Source organism: Cellulomonas sp. P5_C6 (genome assembly GCF_054049635.1).
Genome location: NZ_JBFULZ010000084.1, coordinates 1 through 16,063, shown reverse-complemented (window position 1 = coordinate 16,063; position 16,063 = coordinate 1). Strand labels below are relative to the sequence as shown.

General features: G+C 73.4%; 21 protein-coding genes. 10 read left to right on the top strand and 11 right to left on the bottom strand.

Annotated features, from left to right (window positions below):
• Positions 1–501: glycosyltransferase (locus tag ACXJKG_RS11465; RefSeq protein ID WP_456845890.1), on the top strand; the 501-nt coding region annotated here is incomplete at its 5' end.
• Here the strand turns inward: ACXJKG_RS11465 and ACXJKG_RS11460 are convergent.
• Positions 498–866: a DoxX family protein gene (locus tag ACXJKG_RS11460; protein ID WP_456845889.1), complete on the bottom strand. Its 369-nt coding sequence runs from the start codon at positions 864–866 to the stop codon at positions 498–500. The two genes, ACXJKG_RS11465 and ACXJKG_RS11460, sit on opposite strands and share 4 nt — an antisense overlap.
• Before the next feature lie 103 nt (positions 867–969).
• Between ACXJKG_RS11460 and ACXJKG_RS11455 the strand changes: the two genes are divergently transcribed.
• A complete protein-coding gene (locus tag ACXJKG_RS11455; RefSeq protein ID WP_456845888.1) occupies positions 970–1,473 on the top strand; it encodes an AAA family ATPase in 504 nt (167 codons plus the stop codon).
• Here the strand turns inward: ACXJKG_RS11455 and ACXJKG_RS11450 are convergent.
• Positions 1,470–1,766 (bottom strand): DUF1905 domain-containing protein, encoded by a 297-nt coding sequence (locus ACXJKG_RS11450; RefSeq protein WP_456845887.1) that lies wholly within the window; start codon positions 1,764–1,766, stop codon positions 1,470–1,472. The two genes, ACXJKG_RS11455 and ACXJKG_RS11450, sit on opposite strands and share 4 nt — an antisense overlap.
• Before the next feature lie 108 nt (positions 1,767–1,874).
• Here ACXJKG_RS11450 and ACXJKG_RS11445 point away from each other — a divergent pair, with 108 nt between their 5' ends.
• Positions 1,875–2,387 (top strand): mycothiol transferase, encoded by a 513-nt coding sequence (locus ACXJKG_RS11445; RefSeq protein WP_456845886.1) that lies wholly within the window; start codon positions 1,875–1,877, stop codon positions 2,385–2,387.
• Here the strand turns inward: ACXJKG_RS11445 and ACXJKG_RS11440 are convergent.
• From ACXJKG_RS11440 to ACXJKG_RS11430, 3 genes are read right to left on the bottom strand one after another with little or no spacing between them, the layout of a single operon-like run.
• Entirely contained in the window at positions 2,384–3,289 is a 906-nt protein-coding gene (locus ACXJKG_RS11440) for an ABC transporter permease (RefSeq protein WP_456845885.1), read from the bottom strand. The genes ACXJKG_RS11445 and ACXJKG_RS11440 overlap by 4 nt on opposite strands.
• Positions 3,279–4,040, bottom strand: coding sequence for an ABC transporter ATP-binding protein (locus tag ACXJKG_RS11435; RefSeq protein ID WP_456845891.1), 762 nt, complete (start codon positions 4,038–4,040; stop codon positions 3,279–3,281). Before ACXJKG_RS11435 ends, ACXJKG_RS11440 begins: the two co-directional genes overlap by 11 nt.
• 26 nt (positions 4,041–4,066) lie before the next feature.
• Positions 4,067–5,176 (bottom strand): ABC transporter substrate-binding protein, encoded by a 1,110-nt coding sequence (locus ACXJKG_RS11430; RefSeq protein WP_456845884.1) that lies wholly within the window; start codon positions 5,174–5,176, stop codon positions 4,067–4,069.
• A 389-nt stretch (positions 5,177–5,565) separates the two neighbouring features.
• Between ACXJKG_RS11430 and rlmC the strand changes: the two genes are divergently transcribed.
• Entirely contained in the window at positions 5,566–6,690 is a 1,125-nt protein-coding gene (gene rlmC / locus ACXJKG_RS11425) for a 23S rRNA (uracil(747)-C(5))-methyltransferase RlmC (protein ID WP_456845883.1), read from the top strand.
• Here the strand turns inward: rlmC and ACXJKG_RS11420 are convergent.
• From ACXJKG_RS11420 to ACXJKG_RS11410, 3 genes are read right to left on the bottom strand one after another with little or no spacing between them, the layout of a single operon-like run.
• Positions 6,687–7,247, bottom strand: a complete 561-nt coding sequence (locus ACXJKG_RS11420; RefSeq protein WP_456845882.1) for an isochorismatase family protein — start codon at positions 7,245–7,247, stop codon at positions 6,687–6,689. The genes rlmC and ACXJKG_RS11420 overlap by 4 nt on opposite strands.
• Positions 7,244–8,602, bottom strand: a complete 1,359-nt coding sequence (locus ACXJKG_RS11415) for an MFS transporter (protein ID WP_456845881.1) — start codon at positions 8,600–8,602, stop codon at positions 7,244–7,246. Before ACXJKG_RS11415 ends, ACXJKG_RS11420 begins: the two co-directional genes overlap by 4 nt.
• Complete coding sequence (locus ACXJKG_RS11410) at positions 8,599–9,027, bottom strand: MarR family winged helix-turn-helix transcriptional regulator (protein ID WP_456845880.1); 429 nt, start codon at positions 9,025–9,027, stop codon at positions 8,599–8,601. The genes ACXJKG_RS11415 and ACXJKG_RS11410 overlap by 4 nt, the downstream gene beginning before the upstream one ends.
• A 106-nt stretch (positions 9,028–9,133) precedes the next feature.
• On the opposite strand from ACXJKG_RS11410, the gene ACXJKG_RS11405 reads away from it, so the two are divergent.
• Entirely contained in the window at positions 9,134–10,264 is a 1,131-nt protein-coding gene (locus ACXJKG_RS11405) for a flavin-containing monooxygenase (protein ID WP_456845879.1), read from the top strand.
• Here the strand turns inward: ACXJKG_RS11405 and ACXJKG_RS11400 are convergent.
• Positions 10,261–10,674 (bottom strand): DoxX family protein, encoded by a 414-nt coding sequence (locus ACXJKG_RS11400; protein ID WP_456845878.1) that lies wholly within the window; start codon positions 10,672–10,674, stop codon positions 10,261–10,263. The two genes, ACXJKG_RS11405 and ACXJKG_RS11400, sit on opposite strands and share 4 nt — an antisense overlap.
• 77 nt (positions 10,675–10,751) lie before the next feature.
• On the bottom strand, positions 10,752–11,366 hold the full coding sequence (locus ACXJKG_RS11395; protein WP_456845877.1) for a dihydrofolate reductase family protein: 615 nt from the start codon (positions 11,364–11,366) through the stop codon (positions 10,752–10,754).
• Positions 11,367–11,440: 74 nt separating this feature from the next.
• Between ACXJKG_RS11395 and pdxR the strand changes: the two genes are divergently transcribed.
• The 3 genes from pdxR (at position 11,441) to ACXJKG_RS11380 (ending at position 13,706) form a co-directional block, all read left to right on the top strand.
• Positions 11,441–12,835 carry a MocR-like pyridoxine biosynthesis transcription factor PdxR gene (gene pdxR, locus ACXJKG_RS11390; RefSeq protein ID WP_456845876.1) on the top strand — a complete coding sequence of 465 codons (1,395 nt, stop codon included), beginning with the start codon at positions 11,441–11,443 and terminating at the stop codon, positions 12,833–12,835.
• Positions 12,836–12,919: 84 nt separating this feature from the next.
• A complete protein-coding gene (locus ACXJKG_RS11385) occupies positions 12,920–13,270 on the top strand; it encodes an ArsR/SmtB family transcription factor (protein ID WP_456845875.1) in 351 nt (116 codons plus the stop codon).
• The gene (locus tag ACXJKG_RS11380) at positions 13,263–13,706 is read left to right on the top strand and encodes an SRPBCC family protein (protein WP_456845874.1); all 444 of its coding nucleotides are present in this window, start codon (positions 13,263–13,265) and stop codon (positions 13,704–13,706) included. Before ACXJKG_RS11385 ends, ACXJKG_RS11380 begins: the two co-directional genes overlap by 8 nt.
• On the opposite strand, the gene ACXJKG_RS11375 is transcribed toward ACXJKG_RS11380, so the two are convergent.
• A complete protein-coding gene (locus ACXJKG_RS11375) occupies positions 13,687–14,253 on the bottom strand; it encodes a DUF998 domain-containing protein (protein ID WP_456845873.1) in 567 nt (188 codons plus the stop codon). The genes ACXJKG_RS11380 and ACXJKG_RS11375 overlap by 20 nt on opposite strands.
• 47 nt (positions 14,254–14,300) lie before the next feature.
• Here ACXJKG_RS11375 and ACXJKG_RS11370 point away from each other — a divergent pair, with 47 nt between their 5' ends.
• A complete protein-coding gene (locus ACXJKG_RS11370; RefSeq protein ID WP_456845872.1) occupies positions 14,301–15,077 on the top strand; it encodes a glycoside hydrolase family 16 protein in 777 nt (258 codons plus the stop codon).
• A 271-nt stretch (positions 15,078–15,348) separates the two neighbouring features.
• The coding region (locus ACXJKG_RS11365; protein WP_456845871.1) for a hypothetical protein at positions 15,349–16,063 on the top strand (715 nt) is incomplete at its 3' end.

The following is a 16,063-nucleotide window of genomic DNA, read 5'->3' as shown; positions in this document are numbered from 1 at the left end:
GAGAAGCTCTGCCTGGTGACCGTCGGCGGTTCCRGCGTCGGCACGTCTCTGCTGCGGCGCGTCATGGACGYCGTGCCGCTKGTSCGCSAGSYSGCGCCGGAGCTCCGGTTCGCGTTCGTCACGGGCCCCCGCATCGACCCCGCCTCGCTCCCGGCCTACGAGGGGTCCACCGTGCTCGGTTACGTGCCGGACCTGTTCCGGCACCTCGCGGCCTGCGACGTCGCGGTCGTGCAGGGCGGGCTGACCACGACCATGGAGCTCACCGCGCTGAACAAGCCGTTCGTCTACGTGCCCCTGCGCCACCACTTCGAGCAGAACGTGCACGTGCGCAAGCGGCTCGACCGCTACGAGGCCGGCCGGCACCTGGCATACGAGGACGCGCTGGACCCCGACGCCCTGGCGGAGGCGATCCTCAAGGAGGCCAGCCGCGACGTCCGCTACCGCCCCGTGCAGACCGACGGCGCGGCGAGGGCGGCGGCGATGCTGGCGGACCTCGTCTAGACCCAGGCGGTGGCGAGCCAGGCGRTGACGCCGGCGAGGACGAGCAGAGTCCCGTTGAACCCGACGGCCGACCTGACCTCGCCGCGCCTGACGTGGACCGCGATCGCGCCGATCTGCAGGAGCACGAAGCCGATCGCCGAGGCGAGGGCCAGGCCGGGCGCGACGCCGACGAGCGGGGGCACGATCAGCCCGATGGCGCCGAGCACCTCGAGCACGCCGATGGTGCGCACGAGCGGGAACGGCAGGTCGTCGACCCACGCCATCATCGGCCGCAGCTGGTCCCGCGTCCGCAACACCTTCATGCCGCCCGAGTAGAGGTACAGCGCGGCGAGCAGCGAGGCGAGGACCCAGTAGGCGACGGTCATGCGGGGCTCCAATTGATCGGGTAGGCAGCCACATCATCGGTGATCATGGGGGCGCGCGGTCACACCCACCCACGGCAGGCCACCGACGGCGGGAGGCGCTGACGTGGGACGGCGGAACTACCTGGTCGAGGGCCTGTCCGGCACCGGCAAGACGTCGGTGGCCGACGAGCTGAACCGGCGCGGGTACCAGGTGGTCCACGGCGACCGGGAGCTGGCCTACCAGGGTGACCCGCAGACCGGGGAACCGACCGAGGTCGGCGCGCACGAGAACCACCTCTGGGACGTCGACAAGGTCAGGGCGCTGGCGGCAGACCGGGGGGAGGCGGCGACGTTCTTCTGCGGAGGCTCGCGCAACTTCTCCGGCTTCCTCGACCTGTTCGACAGGGTGTTCGTCCTGCACGTCGACCTCGCCACGTTGCACCGCCGGCTCGACGCGCGGCCGGACGAGGAGTGGGGCGGCGGGGTGCCGACCGACCGCGAGCTCATCGTGCGGTGGCACCGGACGGGAGCGGACGTGCCGCAGGACGGCGAGGTCATCGACGCGACCGCTCCGATCGAGGCCGTCGTCGACGAGATCCTGCGCCGCTGCGGGTCCGACGCGACCTAGAAGTCCACCAGGGTCAGCTCCACGCGGACGGGGTCGCCGACCTCGAGCGACTCGGCCCGGCGCACGGCCTTCTTCACCGGCAGCACGTAGGTGTCCGACGACGGGAAGATCGACGTCCGCCACACCGTGGCGCCGACGGTCACCTCGACCCGCACCGACCCGAACCCGCGCGTCCGGTCACCCACCAGGTCGAGCACCTCGTCGGCCACCTCGGTCGGGAGGCTGACGAACGTCCACGCATCGGTGCGCCGGGCCTCCCACAGCCACAGAGGTGCCTCGAACTCGTAGCTCATGAGGCCGTCACGTCGGTACGCACGCAGTCATGGTCGATCCCTCCGCGTCGAGAACCGCCATCCTTCCCCATCGCGCGCGCGTGGGTGCATCGACGTAGCGTCCTGCTCGTGGACATCTCCGAGCTGCTGACCGAGTCCTTCTCGCGCGTGGGGGAGGTGCTGCGCCGGGCGGTCGGCGGGCTGTCCGTGGACCAGCTGACGTACCGGCCCGACCCCGCCGCGAACACGATCGCCTGGCTCGCCTGGCATGCGGGGCGTGGCGAGGACGCGCAGATCGCCGACGTGGCCGGCGTCGAGCAGGTCTGGACCGCGCAAGGCTGGGCGGACCGCTTCGACCTGCCGTTCGCCCGCTCCGCCAGCGGCTACGGGCAGAGCTCCGAGGAGGTCGGCCAGGTCCGGGCGTCGGGCGAGCTGCTGCTCGGCTACTACGCGGCGGTCGCCGAGCAGACCGCCGCGTACCTGGAGCGCCTCGAGCCCGACGACCTCGACGTGGTGGTCGACGAGCGCTGGGACCCGCCCGTGACCCTCGGCGTCCGGCTGGTCAGCATCGTCGGGGACAGCCTGCAGCACGCCGGTCAGGCGTCGTACGTCCGCGGGCTGCTGGAGCGCGCCGGCGCCTAGCCGCGGCCCTTCGACGACACGGCGCCGGTGAGCCCGCGGGAGTGCAGCACGTGCCGCTCGAGCGGGGCGAACACCAGCAGCTCGATGAGGATGCCGACCAGGAAGATCAGGCTGATCGAGGCGATGACCAGGGACATGTCGCTGGTCTGCCGGCCGATGTCGAGCAGCTGCCCGAGCCCGGTGCCCAGCTGCGGCGAGTAGGTGATGAGCTCGGCGGCCATGAGCGAGCGCCACGCGAACGCCCACCCCTGCTTGAGCCCCCCGAGGAAGCCGGGCAGCGCGGCGGGCAGCAGGACGTACCGGATCCGGGTCCAGCCGCGGGCGCCCAGCACCTGGCCGACGCGCAGGTACAGCGGCGGCACCTGGTCGGTCCCGGCGAGCAGGCCGTTGACGATCGACGGCACCGCGCCGAGCAGGATCACGGCGTACATCGTCGCGTTGCTGAACTGGAACCAGATGATCGCGGCCGGCACCCAGGCCACGGACGGCAGCGACTGCAGGCCGGTGATGATCGGCCCGAACGCCCGCCGCAGCAGGGGGGACGCGGCGAGCACGACCCCGATGGCCACGCCGACGATGACGGACAGGATGAACCCGACGGCGGCCCGCTGCAGGCTCAGGCTGACCGCGCGCCAGGCGGAGCCGTCCTGGATCGAGTGCAGGAGGGTCTGCCAGGTGTCCGCCGGGCTCGGCAGCGCGTAGGGCGGCTTGAGCTCGAGGACGTAGGCGACCTGCCAGATCGCGACCAGGAGCGTCAGCGCGGCGAGGACCGGCCAGATCGCACGCCAGGCCTCCGCCCACGGGGAGCGACGGGGGACCGCGATCGGCGTCTCGAGCGCGTCGAGCCCTGCGGCGAGGTCGCGCTCGCTGGGGCGGACGGGCGCGGCTGTCTCAGTGGCCATGGCGGGCGATCTCCTCACGCAGGTGCTCGGTGATCTCGGCGCTCAGGCGCGACACCCCCGGGTCCTCGATGCGCCGCGGCTGCGGCAGGTCGACGGTCCACTCGCGCACCACGCGGCCGGGCCGCGAGGAGAGCAGGACGACGCGCTGCCCGAGCCGGACCGCCTCGCGGACGTTGTGCGTCACGAAGATCACCGCGCGGCCGGTCTCGGCCCAGATGCGCATGAGCTCCTCGTGCAGGACGTCGCGCGTGATCGCGTCGAGCGCCGCGAACGGCTCGTCCATGAGCAGCAGGTCGCCCTCCTGCGCCAGCGCACGTGCGAGGGCGACGCGCTGCCGCATGCCGCCGGACAGCTCGTGCACGCGCTTGGGCCCGGCACCCTCGAGGCGGACCAGGGCCAGCAGGCGCTGCGCCTCCTCGCGGCGCTCGGTGCGTCCGATCCCGCGCAGCCGCAGCGCGAGCTCGATGTTGGCCCCCGCGGTGAGCCACGGGTAGAGCGCGGGCTCCTGGAACATCAGTGCCGGCCGGCCACCGGTGACCTCGACCGTGCCGGACACGGGCTTGTCCAGCCCGGCGACCAAGGAGAGCAGCGTGGACTTCCCGCAGCCGGACGCGCCGAGCAGGCTGACGAACTCCCCGCGGTGGACGGTGAGGTCGATGTGCTCGAGCACGGGCGGTCGGGACGCCTCCCCGAAGTGCTGGGTGACGTCCGTCAGGCGCGCCGCGACGGCGGCCCCGGAGTCGGTGGTCACCGGGGTCGCCGTCGCGGTCGTGGTCGTCACTTGCCCGAACCCCCCAGGCCTGCGTCGTCGACCGGGTCCTGGTCGTGCTCCGTCAGGACCTGGTTGAGCAGAGTCAGGTCGTAGATGCCGTGCAGGTCGGTCGCCTTGGAGACGCCGGCCGCCACGCCGTTGTCGGCCGACGTCTGCAGGCTCGACGCGATCGGGTCGAGCGTGAGCCGCAGGTTGCCCCACGCCCGGTCGAGCACGTCCTGCGAGAGCGGCTTGCCGCTGAGCTTCTCGATCGCCGCGTTGGCCGTCGTCTTGGCCTCGTCGGGGTTAGCCGCGATCCACTCGTTCGTCTCGTACACGGCCTCGATGAGCTTCTTCACCGTGCCGGGGTACTTGGAGAGGTAGTCGGTCGAGACGATGAGGTGCGTGGTGACGAAGTCGCCGTCGGGCCACAGGTCCTTCTCGTCGACGAGCACGTGCGCGCCCGCGTCGACCACCAGGCGCGACGCCCACGGCTCGGGGAGCCAGGCGCCGTCCACCGTGCCGGCCTTGAACGCGTCGAGCGTCTGCGAGTTCTCCTGCGGCGCGATGGTCACGTCGCTCTCGCCGCCGGTCAGCGACGTCTTGAGCCCGTTGTCGTCGAGCCACGCGCGCAGGGCCACGTCCTGGGTGTTGCCCAGCTGCGGCGTCGCCAGCGTGGTGCCCTTGAGGTCGGCCGGCTTGTCGATGCCGTCGCGGACCACCAGCTGGGCGCCGCCCGAGGTCGCGCCGCTGACGATGCGGATCGCGTCGCCGTTGGACTGCGCGAACGCGTTGATGGCGGGGTTGGGGCCGAYGAACGACGCGTCGATCGCGCCRCCGAACAGSSCCTCGACSGCGGCSGGGCCGGCGTTGAAGATCKGSGTGGTGAGCTTCGTGTCGCCGAGGGCCTTCTGGTAGGTCCCGTCGTCGACGCCGACCAGCGCGTTGGCGTGCGTGAGGTTGGCGAAGTAGCCGAGCCGCAGCTCGGGCGCCTCGGCCAGCGGGCCGTCGGCGGTGGGCGTGGCGGCGTCGGTGGCGGGGCTGTCGGCGGCAGCACCCGACGAGCAGGCGGCGAGCGAGGCCGTGAGGAGGGCGGTGAGAGCGAGGGCGACGCGGCGCGTGGTCCGGGCGGTCATGTCAGGTCCTTGGGGTGTCGAGGGCGAACGGTCGGTGAGCGGGCGGGCTCAGCGACATCGCGGCGACGGCACGCGGACAAGGATGTGGGTGGACGCCATGAGGCGTGACCTCCGTGGGGGACGGGGGTGGCGGTGCGTCGAGCTGCCGTCAGGTGCGGCGGGGCGTCGAGCGCTCTGCCGGGGGACGGGCGGAGCTGGGTTCAGGCGGTCCGCGGACAGCAGGGGCGCGCGGCAGCCGTGACGACGGGACAACACGTCGTGACGGGGCGGCGGCCGGTGAGCATGGGACGAGGATGACCTGTCCGGGCGACCGGGAACACCCATGTCTCATATGTTGATCGACGTACTCAGGATTTGGGCAGCCGTTCAGCCGCCGTAGAGTCGCGCAGGTGCAGTGCTCCTACTTCGACGCGTACCGCTGCCGGTCGTGCACGTGGATGKGCCGCCCGCACGGGGAGCAGGTCGCGGACAAGGAGCGGCACTGCCGGCACCTGCTGGGTGAGCGTGCCGACCTGACCTGGCTCCCGCCGGTCAGCGGCCGGGAGTCGGGGTACCGGAACAAGGCGAAGATGGTCGTCGGCGGCACCGTCGCCGAGCCGACGCTGGGCATCCTCGACGCCGAGGGCGGGGGAGTCGACCTGCAGGGCTGCGGCCTCTACCCCGAGAGCCTCTCGGCGACGTTCCCGGTGCTGGCGGCGTTCGTCACGCGCGCGAACCTGACGCCCTACGACGTGCCGGCGCGCACCGGGGAGCTCAAGAACCTGCTGGTCACACAGTCGCCGGACGGTGAGCTGATGCTCCGGTTCGTGCTGCGATCGCAGGAGCCCGTCGCCCGCATCCGCAAGCACCTGCCCTGGCTGCTCGACGCGATCCCGGGCCTGCGGGTGGCCTCGGTCAACCTCCTGCCTGACCACAAGGCCGTGCTCGAGGGCGAGCGCGAGATCATGCTCACCGCGGAGGAGACCCTGCGCATGCGCGTCAACGGCATCGACATGCACCTGCGCCCGCAGAGCTTCTTCCAGACGAACACCGAGATCGCCGCGGCGCTGTACCGCCACGCGACGGCCTGGGTCGACGAGCTGGCCCCGGCGAGCATCTGGGACCTGTACTGCGGGGTCGGCGGGTTCGCCCTGCACTGCGCCGACCCCGGCCGCGACGTCGTCGGCATCGAGACCAGCACCGAGGCGATCGCGAGCGCCACGTCGAGCGCGTCCGACGCCGGGCTGTCCCGGGTGCGGTTCGCCGCGGGCGACGCGACGGCCTTCGCGGTCGGGACGGGCCGGGCCCCGGAGCTCGTGATCGTGAACCCCCCGCGGCGCGGGATCGGCGACGAGCTCAGCCGGTGGCTGGAGGCCTCGGAGGTCCGGCACGTCGTCTACTCCAGCTGCAACGCCGCGTCGCTGGCCAAGGACCTCGCGGCGATGCCGTCGCTGCGTCCGCGCCGGGCCCAGGTGCTCGACATGTTCCCGCAGACCACGCACTACGAGGTGCTGACCCTGCTGGAGCGCGTCTAGGCGTCCAGCAGGGCGATGACCTCGTCGGTCGTCCCGGTCTCGCCGATGCGCGGGAAGATCCGCGCCACGCTGTTCTCGTGCGCCTCGGCGCTCATGTCGGTCATCGCGTCGACCGCGAGCGTGACATTGAGCCCGTGCTCGTGGGCCGCGCGGGCCGTCGACTCGACACCGGCGCTCGTCGCGACACCGACGACGACCACCTGCGTGACCCCGAGGCCCGCGAGCAGGTCCGCGAGGCCGGTCTCGTGGAAGGCGCCCCAGGTCCGCTTGGCGATCAGGTGGTCGCCGGGCTGCGGGGTGAGCTCCGCGACCAGGTCGGCGAAGCCCTCGGGCACCGGGGCGTTGCCCGAGCGCAGCGGGGCCTCCGTGCGCCCCGGGGCGCGGCCCAGCGCCCGGACGAGGACGACGGGCAGGTCGTGGCGGCGGAAGGCGTCGGCGAGCTGCGCGGAGCGGCGGACGACGTCGGCCGTCGGGTGCGCCGTGGGCAGGCTGACGATGCCGTTCTGCAGGTCGATGACGATGAGGGCGGTGACGGGGTCGAGGGTGCTCAGGGTCATGAGGAGTGCCTTTCGAGTCGGAGCGAGCGGTCGAGGACGGAGACGAGGAGGAGCGCGATGCCGCAGACGAGCATCAGCGCGGCGAGGCGGTGGAGGCCGCCGGTGTGGGCGCCGGTGGCGTACGCGGCGGCGACGACGGCCGCGGCCACGATCGCGCCGAGGTAGGTGAACGTCCGCAGCAGCCCCGCGGCCGACCCCATGCGCTCGGTCTCGGCCTGGCGGTACAGGGCGTTCTGGTTGGCGAGGCCGTTGAGCCCCTGGCTGACGCCGACCAGGCCGGCCAGGCCGATGAGCACCCAGGTGGCGGTCGCGGTGCCGGCCAGGAGCAGCAGCGTGCACCCGACGATCAAGGAGCAGCTGCCGATCACGAGCTTGCCCCGCAGCTCCCGGTACCGGCCCGAGACGGCCGACGCGACGACCGCGGCGAGCGACATCGGCAGCAGCAGCAGGCCCGCGGCCGCGGCGCTCATGCCGCGACCGGCCTCGAGCCACTGCACGTAGCCGTAGAGGAACGCGTAGATCGCGGTCGAGTTGAGCAGCTGCCGCCCGAACGTCGCCAGGAGCGGGGCGTTGCCGCGCAGCAGCCGCAGGTCGAGGAACGGCTCGGCCACGCGCAGCTCGCGCACGGCCAGGGCGGTCGCGGAGGCGAGCGTGATCGCCAGCAGGTACCAGTCCCCGGCGCGGGGGTTCATGAGGAAGAGCATCAGGGCGGTGAGCATCGCGGCGAACAGGCCGATGCCGGCCAGGTCGAGGCGGCTCACCGAGCCTGTCCGCGACGCCGTCCGGGGCAGCCGCAGCCAGCCCAGGATCAGGCACGCGATCGACAGCGGGATGTTGATGGTGAAGATCGTGCGCCAGCCGCCGACCGCGATCAGCAGTCCGCCGAGCGTCGGGCCGATGATGGCGACGCTCTGGTTGGCGACGGACAGGGCCGTGAGGATGCCGGTCGGGCTGTCCTGGCCGGTCCGCAGCGACTCGCTGCGCAGCAGGGACATCGCCGCCGGGAACGCGGCGCAGGTGCCCAGCCCGAGCAGCACCCGGGAGCCGACGAGCACGCCGAGGTCGGGCGCGAGCGCGCCGGCGACCCCCGCGATCCCGACCAGGGCGGTGCCGACGAGGTACAGCCGGCGCGGGCCGAACAGGTCGACCAGGCGACCGACCACCGGCTGGCCGACGGCGGTGGCCAGGTACAACGCCGAGACCAGCCAGACGGTCTGCGACGGGGGAGCGCCGAGCGCGAGCCCGATCGGGATGAGCGCGACCGCGAGCATCGACGAGTTGATCGGGTTGAGCACCGACCCCAGGATCAGCGGGGCGGTCAGGCGGCGGTCGAACCCCGTGGCGACCGCCGTCACGGCTGGGTCAGGCGGTCGAGCAGGGCGAGGGCGTCGAGGATCGTGCGCCGCTCGTCCTCGGAGTACCGGTCCTGCAGGGCGCTGGCCAGCCACTCCTCGCGCGCCTGCCGGTCCCCGGCCAGCCGCGCGCGGCCCTCCTCGGTGAGCGACACGAGCTGGCGCCGTCCGTCGTCCGGGTCGGGGTCGCGACGGACCAGCCCGCGCTCGTCGAGGGCGGCCAGCGTGGCGGCCACCGACTGCGGGCGGACGCGCTCCACCTGCGCGAGCGCGCTGGCGGTGGCGGCGCCGTCCTTGTCCAGGCGGCTGAGCACGGAGGCCTGGGACGGCGTGAGCTCGCTGACGCCGGAGACCTCCCGGAGCCTGCGGCGGAGCCGGCCGAACACGACGCGCAGCTCGCGAGCGGCGGTGGCGGCGGTCTCGTCCATGCCGTCAGCCTAGATTCAACAGTTGAAACTGTCCAGTTGAGACTGTCGATCTGCGCCACCCGGACGGCCCCTGGTCGTGCGAGGGCGCGGGAGGTAGGAAGAGGCCATGCACAGTGGCAGCCTCCCCGTCATCGTCGTCGGCGGAGGCCCCGCCGGGCTCGCCGTCGCCGCGTCCCTGGGTCGCCGCGGCGTCCGCGCCCTGGTGCTCGAACGGTCCGACGCCGTCGGCGCATCCTGGCGCCGGCACTACGAGCGGCTCCACCTGCACACCACGCGCCGCKGGTCGAGCCTGCCCGGCATGGTGATCCCGCGGCGCTACGGACGCTGGGTCGCGCGGGCCGACGTCGTGCGCTACCTCGAGACCTACACCGCGCACCACCGGCTGCGCGTCCGCACCGGGGTCGAGGTCGCCCGGATCGACCGGGACGTCGACGGCACCTGGCGGGTGGAGACGACGGCCGGCGAGTCGCTGAGCGCACGAGCCGTGGTTGTGGCGACCGGCTACAACCACACGCCCGTCCCGCCCGCATGGCCCGGCCGCGCGACGTACACCGGCGAGCTCGTGCACGCCTCGGACTATCGCAACCCGGGCCCGTATCGCGGGCGGGACGTGCTCGTCGTCGGCGTCGGCAACACGGGAGCCGAGATCGCCGTCGACCTGACCGAGGGTGACGCCTCCCGCGTGCGGCTGGCGATCCGGACGCCTCCGCACATCGTCCGACGGTCCAACTTCGGTTGGCCGGCGCAGGGGACCGGCATCCTCGTGCGGCACCTGCCGGTGCCCGTGGTCGACCGGATCGCGCGCGGTGTCGCCCGGGTCGAGGTGCCGGACCTGTCGGAGTTCGGACTCCCTCGGCCGACCACCGGGCTCTACTCGCGGGTGCTGGTGGGGTCCGTGCCGGTGCAGGACGTCGGGCTCATCGCGGCGGTGCAGGCCCGGGCGGTCGAGCCGGTCGCGGCTGTCGAGTCCTTCGACGGCGCCGACGTCGTGCTCGCCGACGGCTCCCGGATCCAGCCCGAGGTGGTCATCGCCGCCACCGGCTACAGGCGCGGGCTGGAGCAGCTCGTCGGCCACCTCGACGTCCTCGACACGCACGGCATGCCGGTCGCCCGCGGCCCGCAGACGACGTCGACGGCCCCCGGGCTGTACTTCGTGGGCTACAACCAGCCGATCAGCGGACTCCTGCGCGAGGCGCGGATCGACGCGGTGCGCGTGGCGCGGGCCGTGGCGCGCTAGCCGGCGGACCGCTGCCGCCAGGCGCTCCACGCGCCCGTCGACCACAACGCCCAGGCCACCAGCAGCGGCTGGAAGAGCAGGCGGATCGCCCGGGCACGGTCGGAGTCGAGGTGGAAGGCGTCCGTGCGTGTGACCAGCTGGGAGATGTTGCCCGGGAAGATCGCGACGAAGAACGCGGCGGCGATCGCCCCGACGGTGACKCGCTGCTTCGGCAGGGCGACGAGCGCACCGCCGATCGCCAGCTCGGCCACACCCGATCCGAGGACCACGGCGTCGGCGCTCACCGGGATCCACGGCGGCACCTGCGCGCGGAACTCGGTGCGGCTCCAGGTGAGGTGGCTGGTGCCGGCGAACAGGAGGCCCGCGCCGAGCGCGATCCGGCCGATGGTGCGGGGGAGACTCTGCGGCATCCGGTCAGCGTGCCACGCAGGGGCGGCGCGCGCCCGCGGGGCTGCTCACCGCCACGTCGTGGCTGGTCACTGCCGCGTCACCGCACGAACCGGTACCGCAGGTGCGTGGCCTGAGCCGTCGCGACGACCTCGGTGCGCTCGAGCTCCGTCACGCCGGAGCCGACGTGGTCGAGAAGCCGGACGCCGCGGTGCAGCAGGGCCGGGACGAGGGTGAGCAGCAGCTCGTCGGCCAGCCCGGCCGCGATGACCTGCTGGCAGATCTCGGCGCCGCCCATGACCAGCACGTCCCGGTCGCCCGCGGCTCCGCGCGCCTGGGTCACTGCGCTCTCGACGCCGTCGGTGACGAAGGTGAACGTCGCGCTGGGCATCGGCCGAGGTTCGTGCGCGCGGTGCGTCACGACGAACGTCGGCACCGGCCAGGGGGTGTCGCCCCACAGCTMGACGCCGACGTCGTAGGTACGTCGCCCGACGACGACCGCGCCCGTGCTCGCGTGCTGGGCGGCCGCGACGGAGGCGTCGTCGCCCGCGGCGGAGGTCCCTCCGGCCGTGACGGCGCGGTCGGCGTCCTCGTCGGGGAACAGCCATCGGTGCAGGCGCTCACCGCCGATCCCCAGCGGTGCCGCGTCCGACGTGTCCGGCCCGGCGCTGAAGCCGTCCAGCGAGACCGATGCGCTGACCCTGACGATGCCCACGATGCCCTCCTCGTCCGACGATCCCTTCACGGTAGGGACGCAGTGGTGCACCGGTAAGGTCCACTTCTGTGCCCGTGGAGTGGTCCACTTCGCCGCCGGAGCTCCTGCTCCGGCTCGACCGGGACGCGCCCGGGCCGCTCCGGGACCAGCTCGAGACGGCGGTCCGGGAGGCCGTCCGGGACGGGCGGCTCGCGCCGGGGGAGCGGCTGCCGTCCTCGCGAGCCCTGGCGGCCAGGCTCGGCGTCGCGCGCGGCGTCGTCACCGAGTGCTACGCCCAGCTGCAGGCCGAGGGGTACCTGCGCTCGCAGCGGGGAGCGGCGACCTGGGTGGCCGACACCGGCACCGTCCGGATCGACGGCGCCGTGTCGTCCGCCGTCCCGCCCGTCGCGTGGCAGGTGGACCTGCGGCCCGGGATCCCCGACCTCGACTCGTTCCCTCGCGCGGACTGGGGGCGCTGCCTGCGGGAGGCGCTGCGAGACGCCCCCAACGCGATGCTCGGGTACGCCGGGCCCGAGGGCGTCCCCGAGCTGCGCGAGGTGCTCGCGGCCTACCTCTCCCGGGTCCGCAACGCCCGCGCGCGCCCGTCGGAGCTCGTGGTCACCGCGGGCTTCGCGCAGGGCCTGCAGGTCGTGCTGCGGGCGTTGATGGCGCGCGGCCTGACGACGCTCGCCGTCGAGGATCCCGGCGACCGTGACTCGTCCGCGCTCGCGGCGGAGCTCGGGCTCGTGGTCGTCCCGGTGCCGGTCGACGACGACGGGATCGACGTGGACGCCCTCGCCGCGACGTCGGCCGGCGCCGTCCTGGTGACGCCGGCGCACCAGTCGCCCACCGGGGTGCTGCTCAGCCCGTCGCGCCGCCGCCAGCTGGTCGCGTGGGCGCGCGAGCGCGGGGCCACGGTGCTCGAGGACGACTACGACGCCGAGTTCCGGTACGGCGACGAGCCGGTCGGCGCCCTGCAGGGCCTCGCGCCCGACCGCGTCGTGCTGCTGGGCTCGGTGAGCAAGTCGTTGGCACCCGCGCTCCGGTTGGGGTGGGCACTGTGCCCGCCCGGCCTCGCCTCCGAGGTCGCTGTCCTGCGGGAGCGCGCCGACCGGGGATCGCCCGTGCTCGACCAGCTGGCCCTCGCGCTGCTCGTGCGATCCGGGCGGTACGACCGTCATCTGCGGCGCATGCGAGCGCGCTACACCGCGCGGCGGACCGTGCTCGTCGACGCGCTGCAGCGCAACGCACCCGGCATCGAGGTCGCCGGCCTGGCGGCGGGGTTCCACCTCGTCGTCACGCTCGGCGGCAGGCGGGACGAGCAGGCGATCGTCGACGAGGCCGCGAAGCGGTCGGTCGGCCTGCATGCCATGGCGCAGTACCGGGCCGTGTCGTCCGACGAGCGCGCGCGGCTGGTGCTCGGGTTCGGGAACGTGCGGCCGTCCGCCGTGGGCGACGGCATCGCGCGGATCGCGGACCTGCTGCGCTGAGCGCGATCGATCTCGGCGCAGGGGTTGACCGCCGCGATTCGTCGTCGTACGTTGAAGGCGTCGCTTAATTAAGGAGTTGCTCACATGCCCGCACGGGACAGCCTCAGCGTGGTGTTCGCCGCGCTCGCGGACCCGACCCGGCGGGCGATCCTCACGCAGCTCTCGCAGGGGCCGACGACCGCCGGTGAGGTGGCCGCCCCGTTCGCCATGAGCCGGTCCGCCGTCTCGCAGCACCTGCGGGTGCTCGAGGAGGCGGGACTCATCGAGCGCACGGTCACGGCCCAGTGGCGCACCTGTGCGCTGCGCACGGAGCCCCTGGACGAGGTCGCCACCTGGGTCGACGGACACCGCCGGCACTGGGAGGAGCGCTTCGACCTGCTGGACGAGCGACTGCGACACATCCGACAGACCCGAGAAGAGGCAGACCATGATTGAGACGGACCAGAAGGCCTTCACCATCACGCGCATCTTCGACGCCCCGCGCGCCGCGATCTGGCAGGCGTGGACGGACCCCGCCGAGGCCGCGCACTGGTGGCACCCGCGCGGCCTGGTGACCCCCCGCGACTCGGTCGAGATCGACGTGCGCCCCGGTGGCAGCTACCAGTACACGATGATCGCGCCCGACGGCAGCGAGTACCCGACCGCCGGCACGTACCGCGAGGTGGTCGAGCCCGAGCGGCTCGTCTTCACCTGGGCCGCCCCGGGCGACCCCGACGCGCTCGCACCCGTGATCACCGTGACGCTCGAGGACCTCGGGGCACGCACCCGCATGATCTTCCACGTCGACGGCGTCGGCGGGCAGCCCGGCGACGGGGACGTCTACGACGGGTGGGACTCGGCGTTCGACGTGCTCAGCGACCAGCTCGTCTGAGCGCCAGCACCACGACGAGAGGCCACAGCGCCTCTGCACCGGCGACGGCGCGTTCGGTCAGTCCGACCGCGCCGCCGCCGGCCTGCAGCTCGACGACGAACACCCCGAGCAGTCCGACCAGCACCACGGAGGCTCCGACGGCGACGGCCGGCCGCAGGATGCCGGTCGCCCCGCGGCGCCTGGCGAACGCCGGCCAGAGCGCGAGGGCGCCGAACCCGATGCCCGCGGCGATGCCGTGGGCCTTCGGGTAGGCGTCGACGGGAAGTGCTGCGACGGCGAGCGTGGCGGCACCGCCCAGCGCGTGCAGCAGCCGGCCGGTGCGGGGGACCGGTCGCAGCCCGGCCGCGGTCACCATGTGCGCGACACCGGTGACCGCCAGGCCGGCGGTCATGATCCAGGGGTCGGTCGCGGTCGACGCCGCCAGCGCGCTGATCGTCTCCTGCACCGGGTCGAACGACGGCTGCTGCGCCGCCGCGAGGGTCCAGCCGCCGATCATGGCGACGGGCGCGGCGATCGCGGAGGCGAGGGCCCAGCGGGGGACGTCCATGGTCTCTGGGGCTGCCTTCTGCTCGGGGCTGTCGGAGACTGGGGTTCGTGACCGACCACCCCGACGGACTGGTCTTCGAGGACGACTTCGACGGTCCCGACCTCGATCCTGCCGTGTGGCTGCCGCACTACCTGCCGGCGTGGAGCTCGCGGGAGCTGACTGCGGCGTCGTACGAGCTCCGCGACTCGTGCCTGCGCCTCTTCATCCCGCCTGCGCGGGGCCTCTGGTGTGCTGATGACCACCTGCCGCCGACGCGTGTGTCCGGCATCCAGTCCGGGAACTGGTCCGGCCCCGTGGGCGGCACCCGCGGACAGCAGCCGTACCGCGACGGGCTCGTCGTGCGCGACGCGCAGGAGCCGTTCGCGGGCTGGACGCCGAGCGGCGGCCTCATCGAGCTCCGCGCGCGTGCCGTGCTGTCGCCCCGGTCGATGGCCGCGTTCTGGCTGGTCGGGCTCGAGGACTCGCCCGAGCGGAGCGGCGAGATCTGCGTGATGGAGGTGTTCGGCGACGCACTGCGGCCCGGGTCCGCCGAGGTCGGCGTGGGCCTGCACCCGTTCAGGGATCCCGCGCTCGTCGAGGACTGGGCGGCCGTGCGGCTGCCGCTCGACGTCGCGGCGTTCCACACCTACGCCGTCGACTGGAGCCCCGAGCGGGCCGAGTTCCTGGTCGACGGCGTCCTGGTGCGCAGCTGCGCGCGACCGCCCGCGTACCCGATGCAGATGATGCTGGCGGTGTTCGACTTCCCGGAGCGGTCCGTGGGCGACGACGCCGACCTGGTGCCCGAGCTGGTCGTCGACAGCCTGCGGGGGTACGCCCGCGCTTGACCAGCGCCGCGGCTGCCCTGGGGTTCGGGTCCGCGGTCAGGCGCGCGTGGACCCTGTGGCGTCACCGCCTCACCGCCTCACTGCGTCGCCCCGTCGCCGCGTCACCCCCCCGCGCCCCCCTTGTCCTCGTCACGGCGTCACGGCGTCACGTCGTCGCGCGCCGCGAGCCGCCCACAGCCCGCGCGGCGAGCTGCCCATCCACAGCATCGCCCCTGGTCGCAGCCGATGTCAGTGGGCATTCGTACACTTGTACGAGCGATAGAAGCCATCGGTGACGGAGGTAGTGGACATGACGGCGTTGCTCGAACCCGGCACGTCCGAGCTCGACGTCCCGTGGCAGTCGTGGGCTGACGCCTCGGCGTGGGAACCCTGCCTGTCGCACGAGCCGCCCGACTGGTCCGAGCCCTACGTCCCCTACCCGCTGCCCGAGTTCACGTACCGGGTGGTGGACCCGTTCGTCGATGGGCCCGCGTACTCGAGCGACGCCGTGCCGATGCTGCCGTCGTTCCCGGTGGCCGGGCCCCGGCTCTCGGTGTCGGCGCTCGCGGGAACCCTCGAGTCGGTCGACCCCGCCGACCTGCCGGGTGCACACCTGGTCAACGCGATCATGGGCTGGGAGCAGACGATCGCCGCCGCGCAGGCGAGGCAGGCGGCGTTCGTGCGCGAGCTTGCCGCGCGGAGCGGTCCGGACGTCCTGCGGATCACCGGTGACGAGCTGGCCAGTGCCCTGGTGTGCACTCGGCAGGCAGCCGAGCGACTGGTCGTGCGGGCGCAGTCGGCCGCAGAATTCCCGTCGCTCTGCGATGCCTGGTCCGCCGGGTTGATCGGTACCCGCAAGGTCGACGTGATCCTCGACGAGGTCGCGGTGGCCGATCGCGCGTCGGCCGACGGCGTCGTAGTCGACGCCGTGGCCGCCGCCGACGGGATGACCGCGCCGCAGCTGGCCCGACACGTGCGGGCGGCCGTGATCGGCGCGGACGACGAGG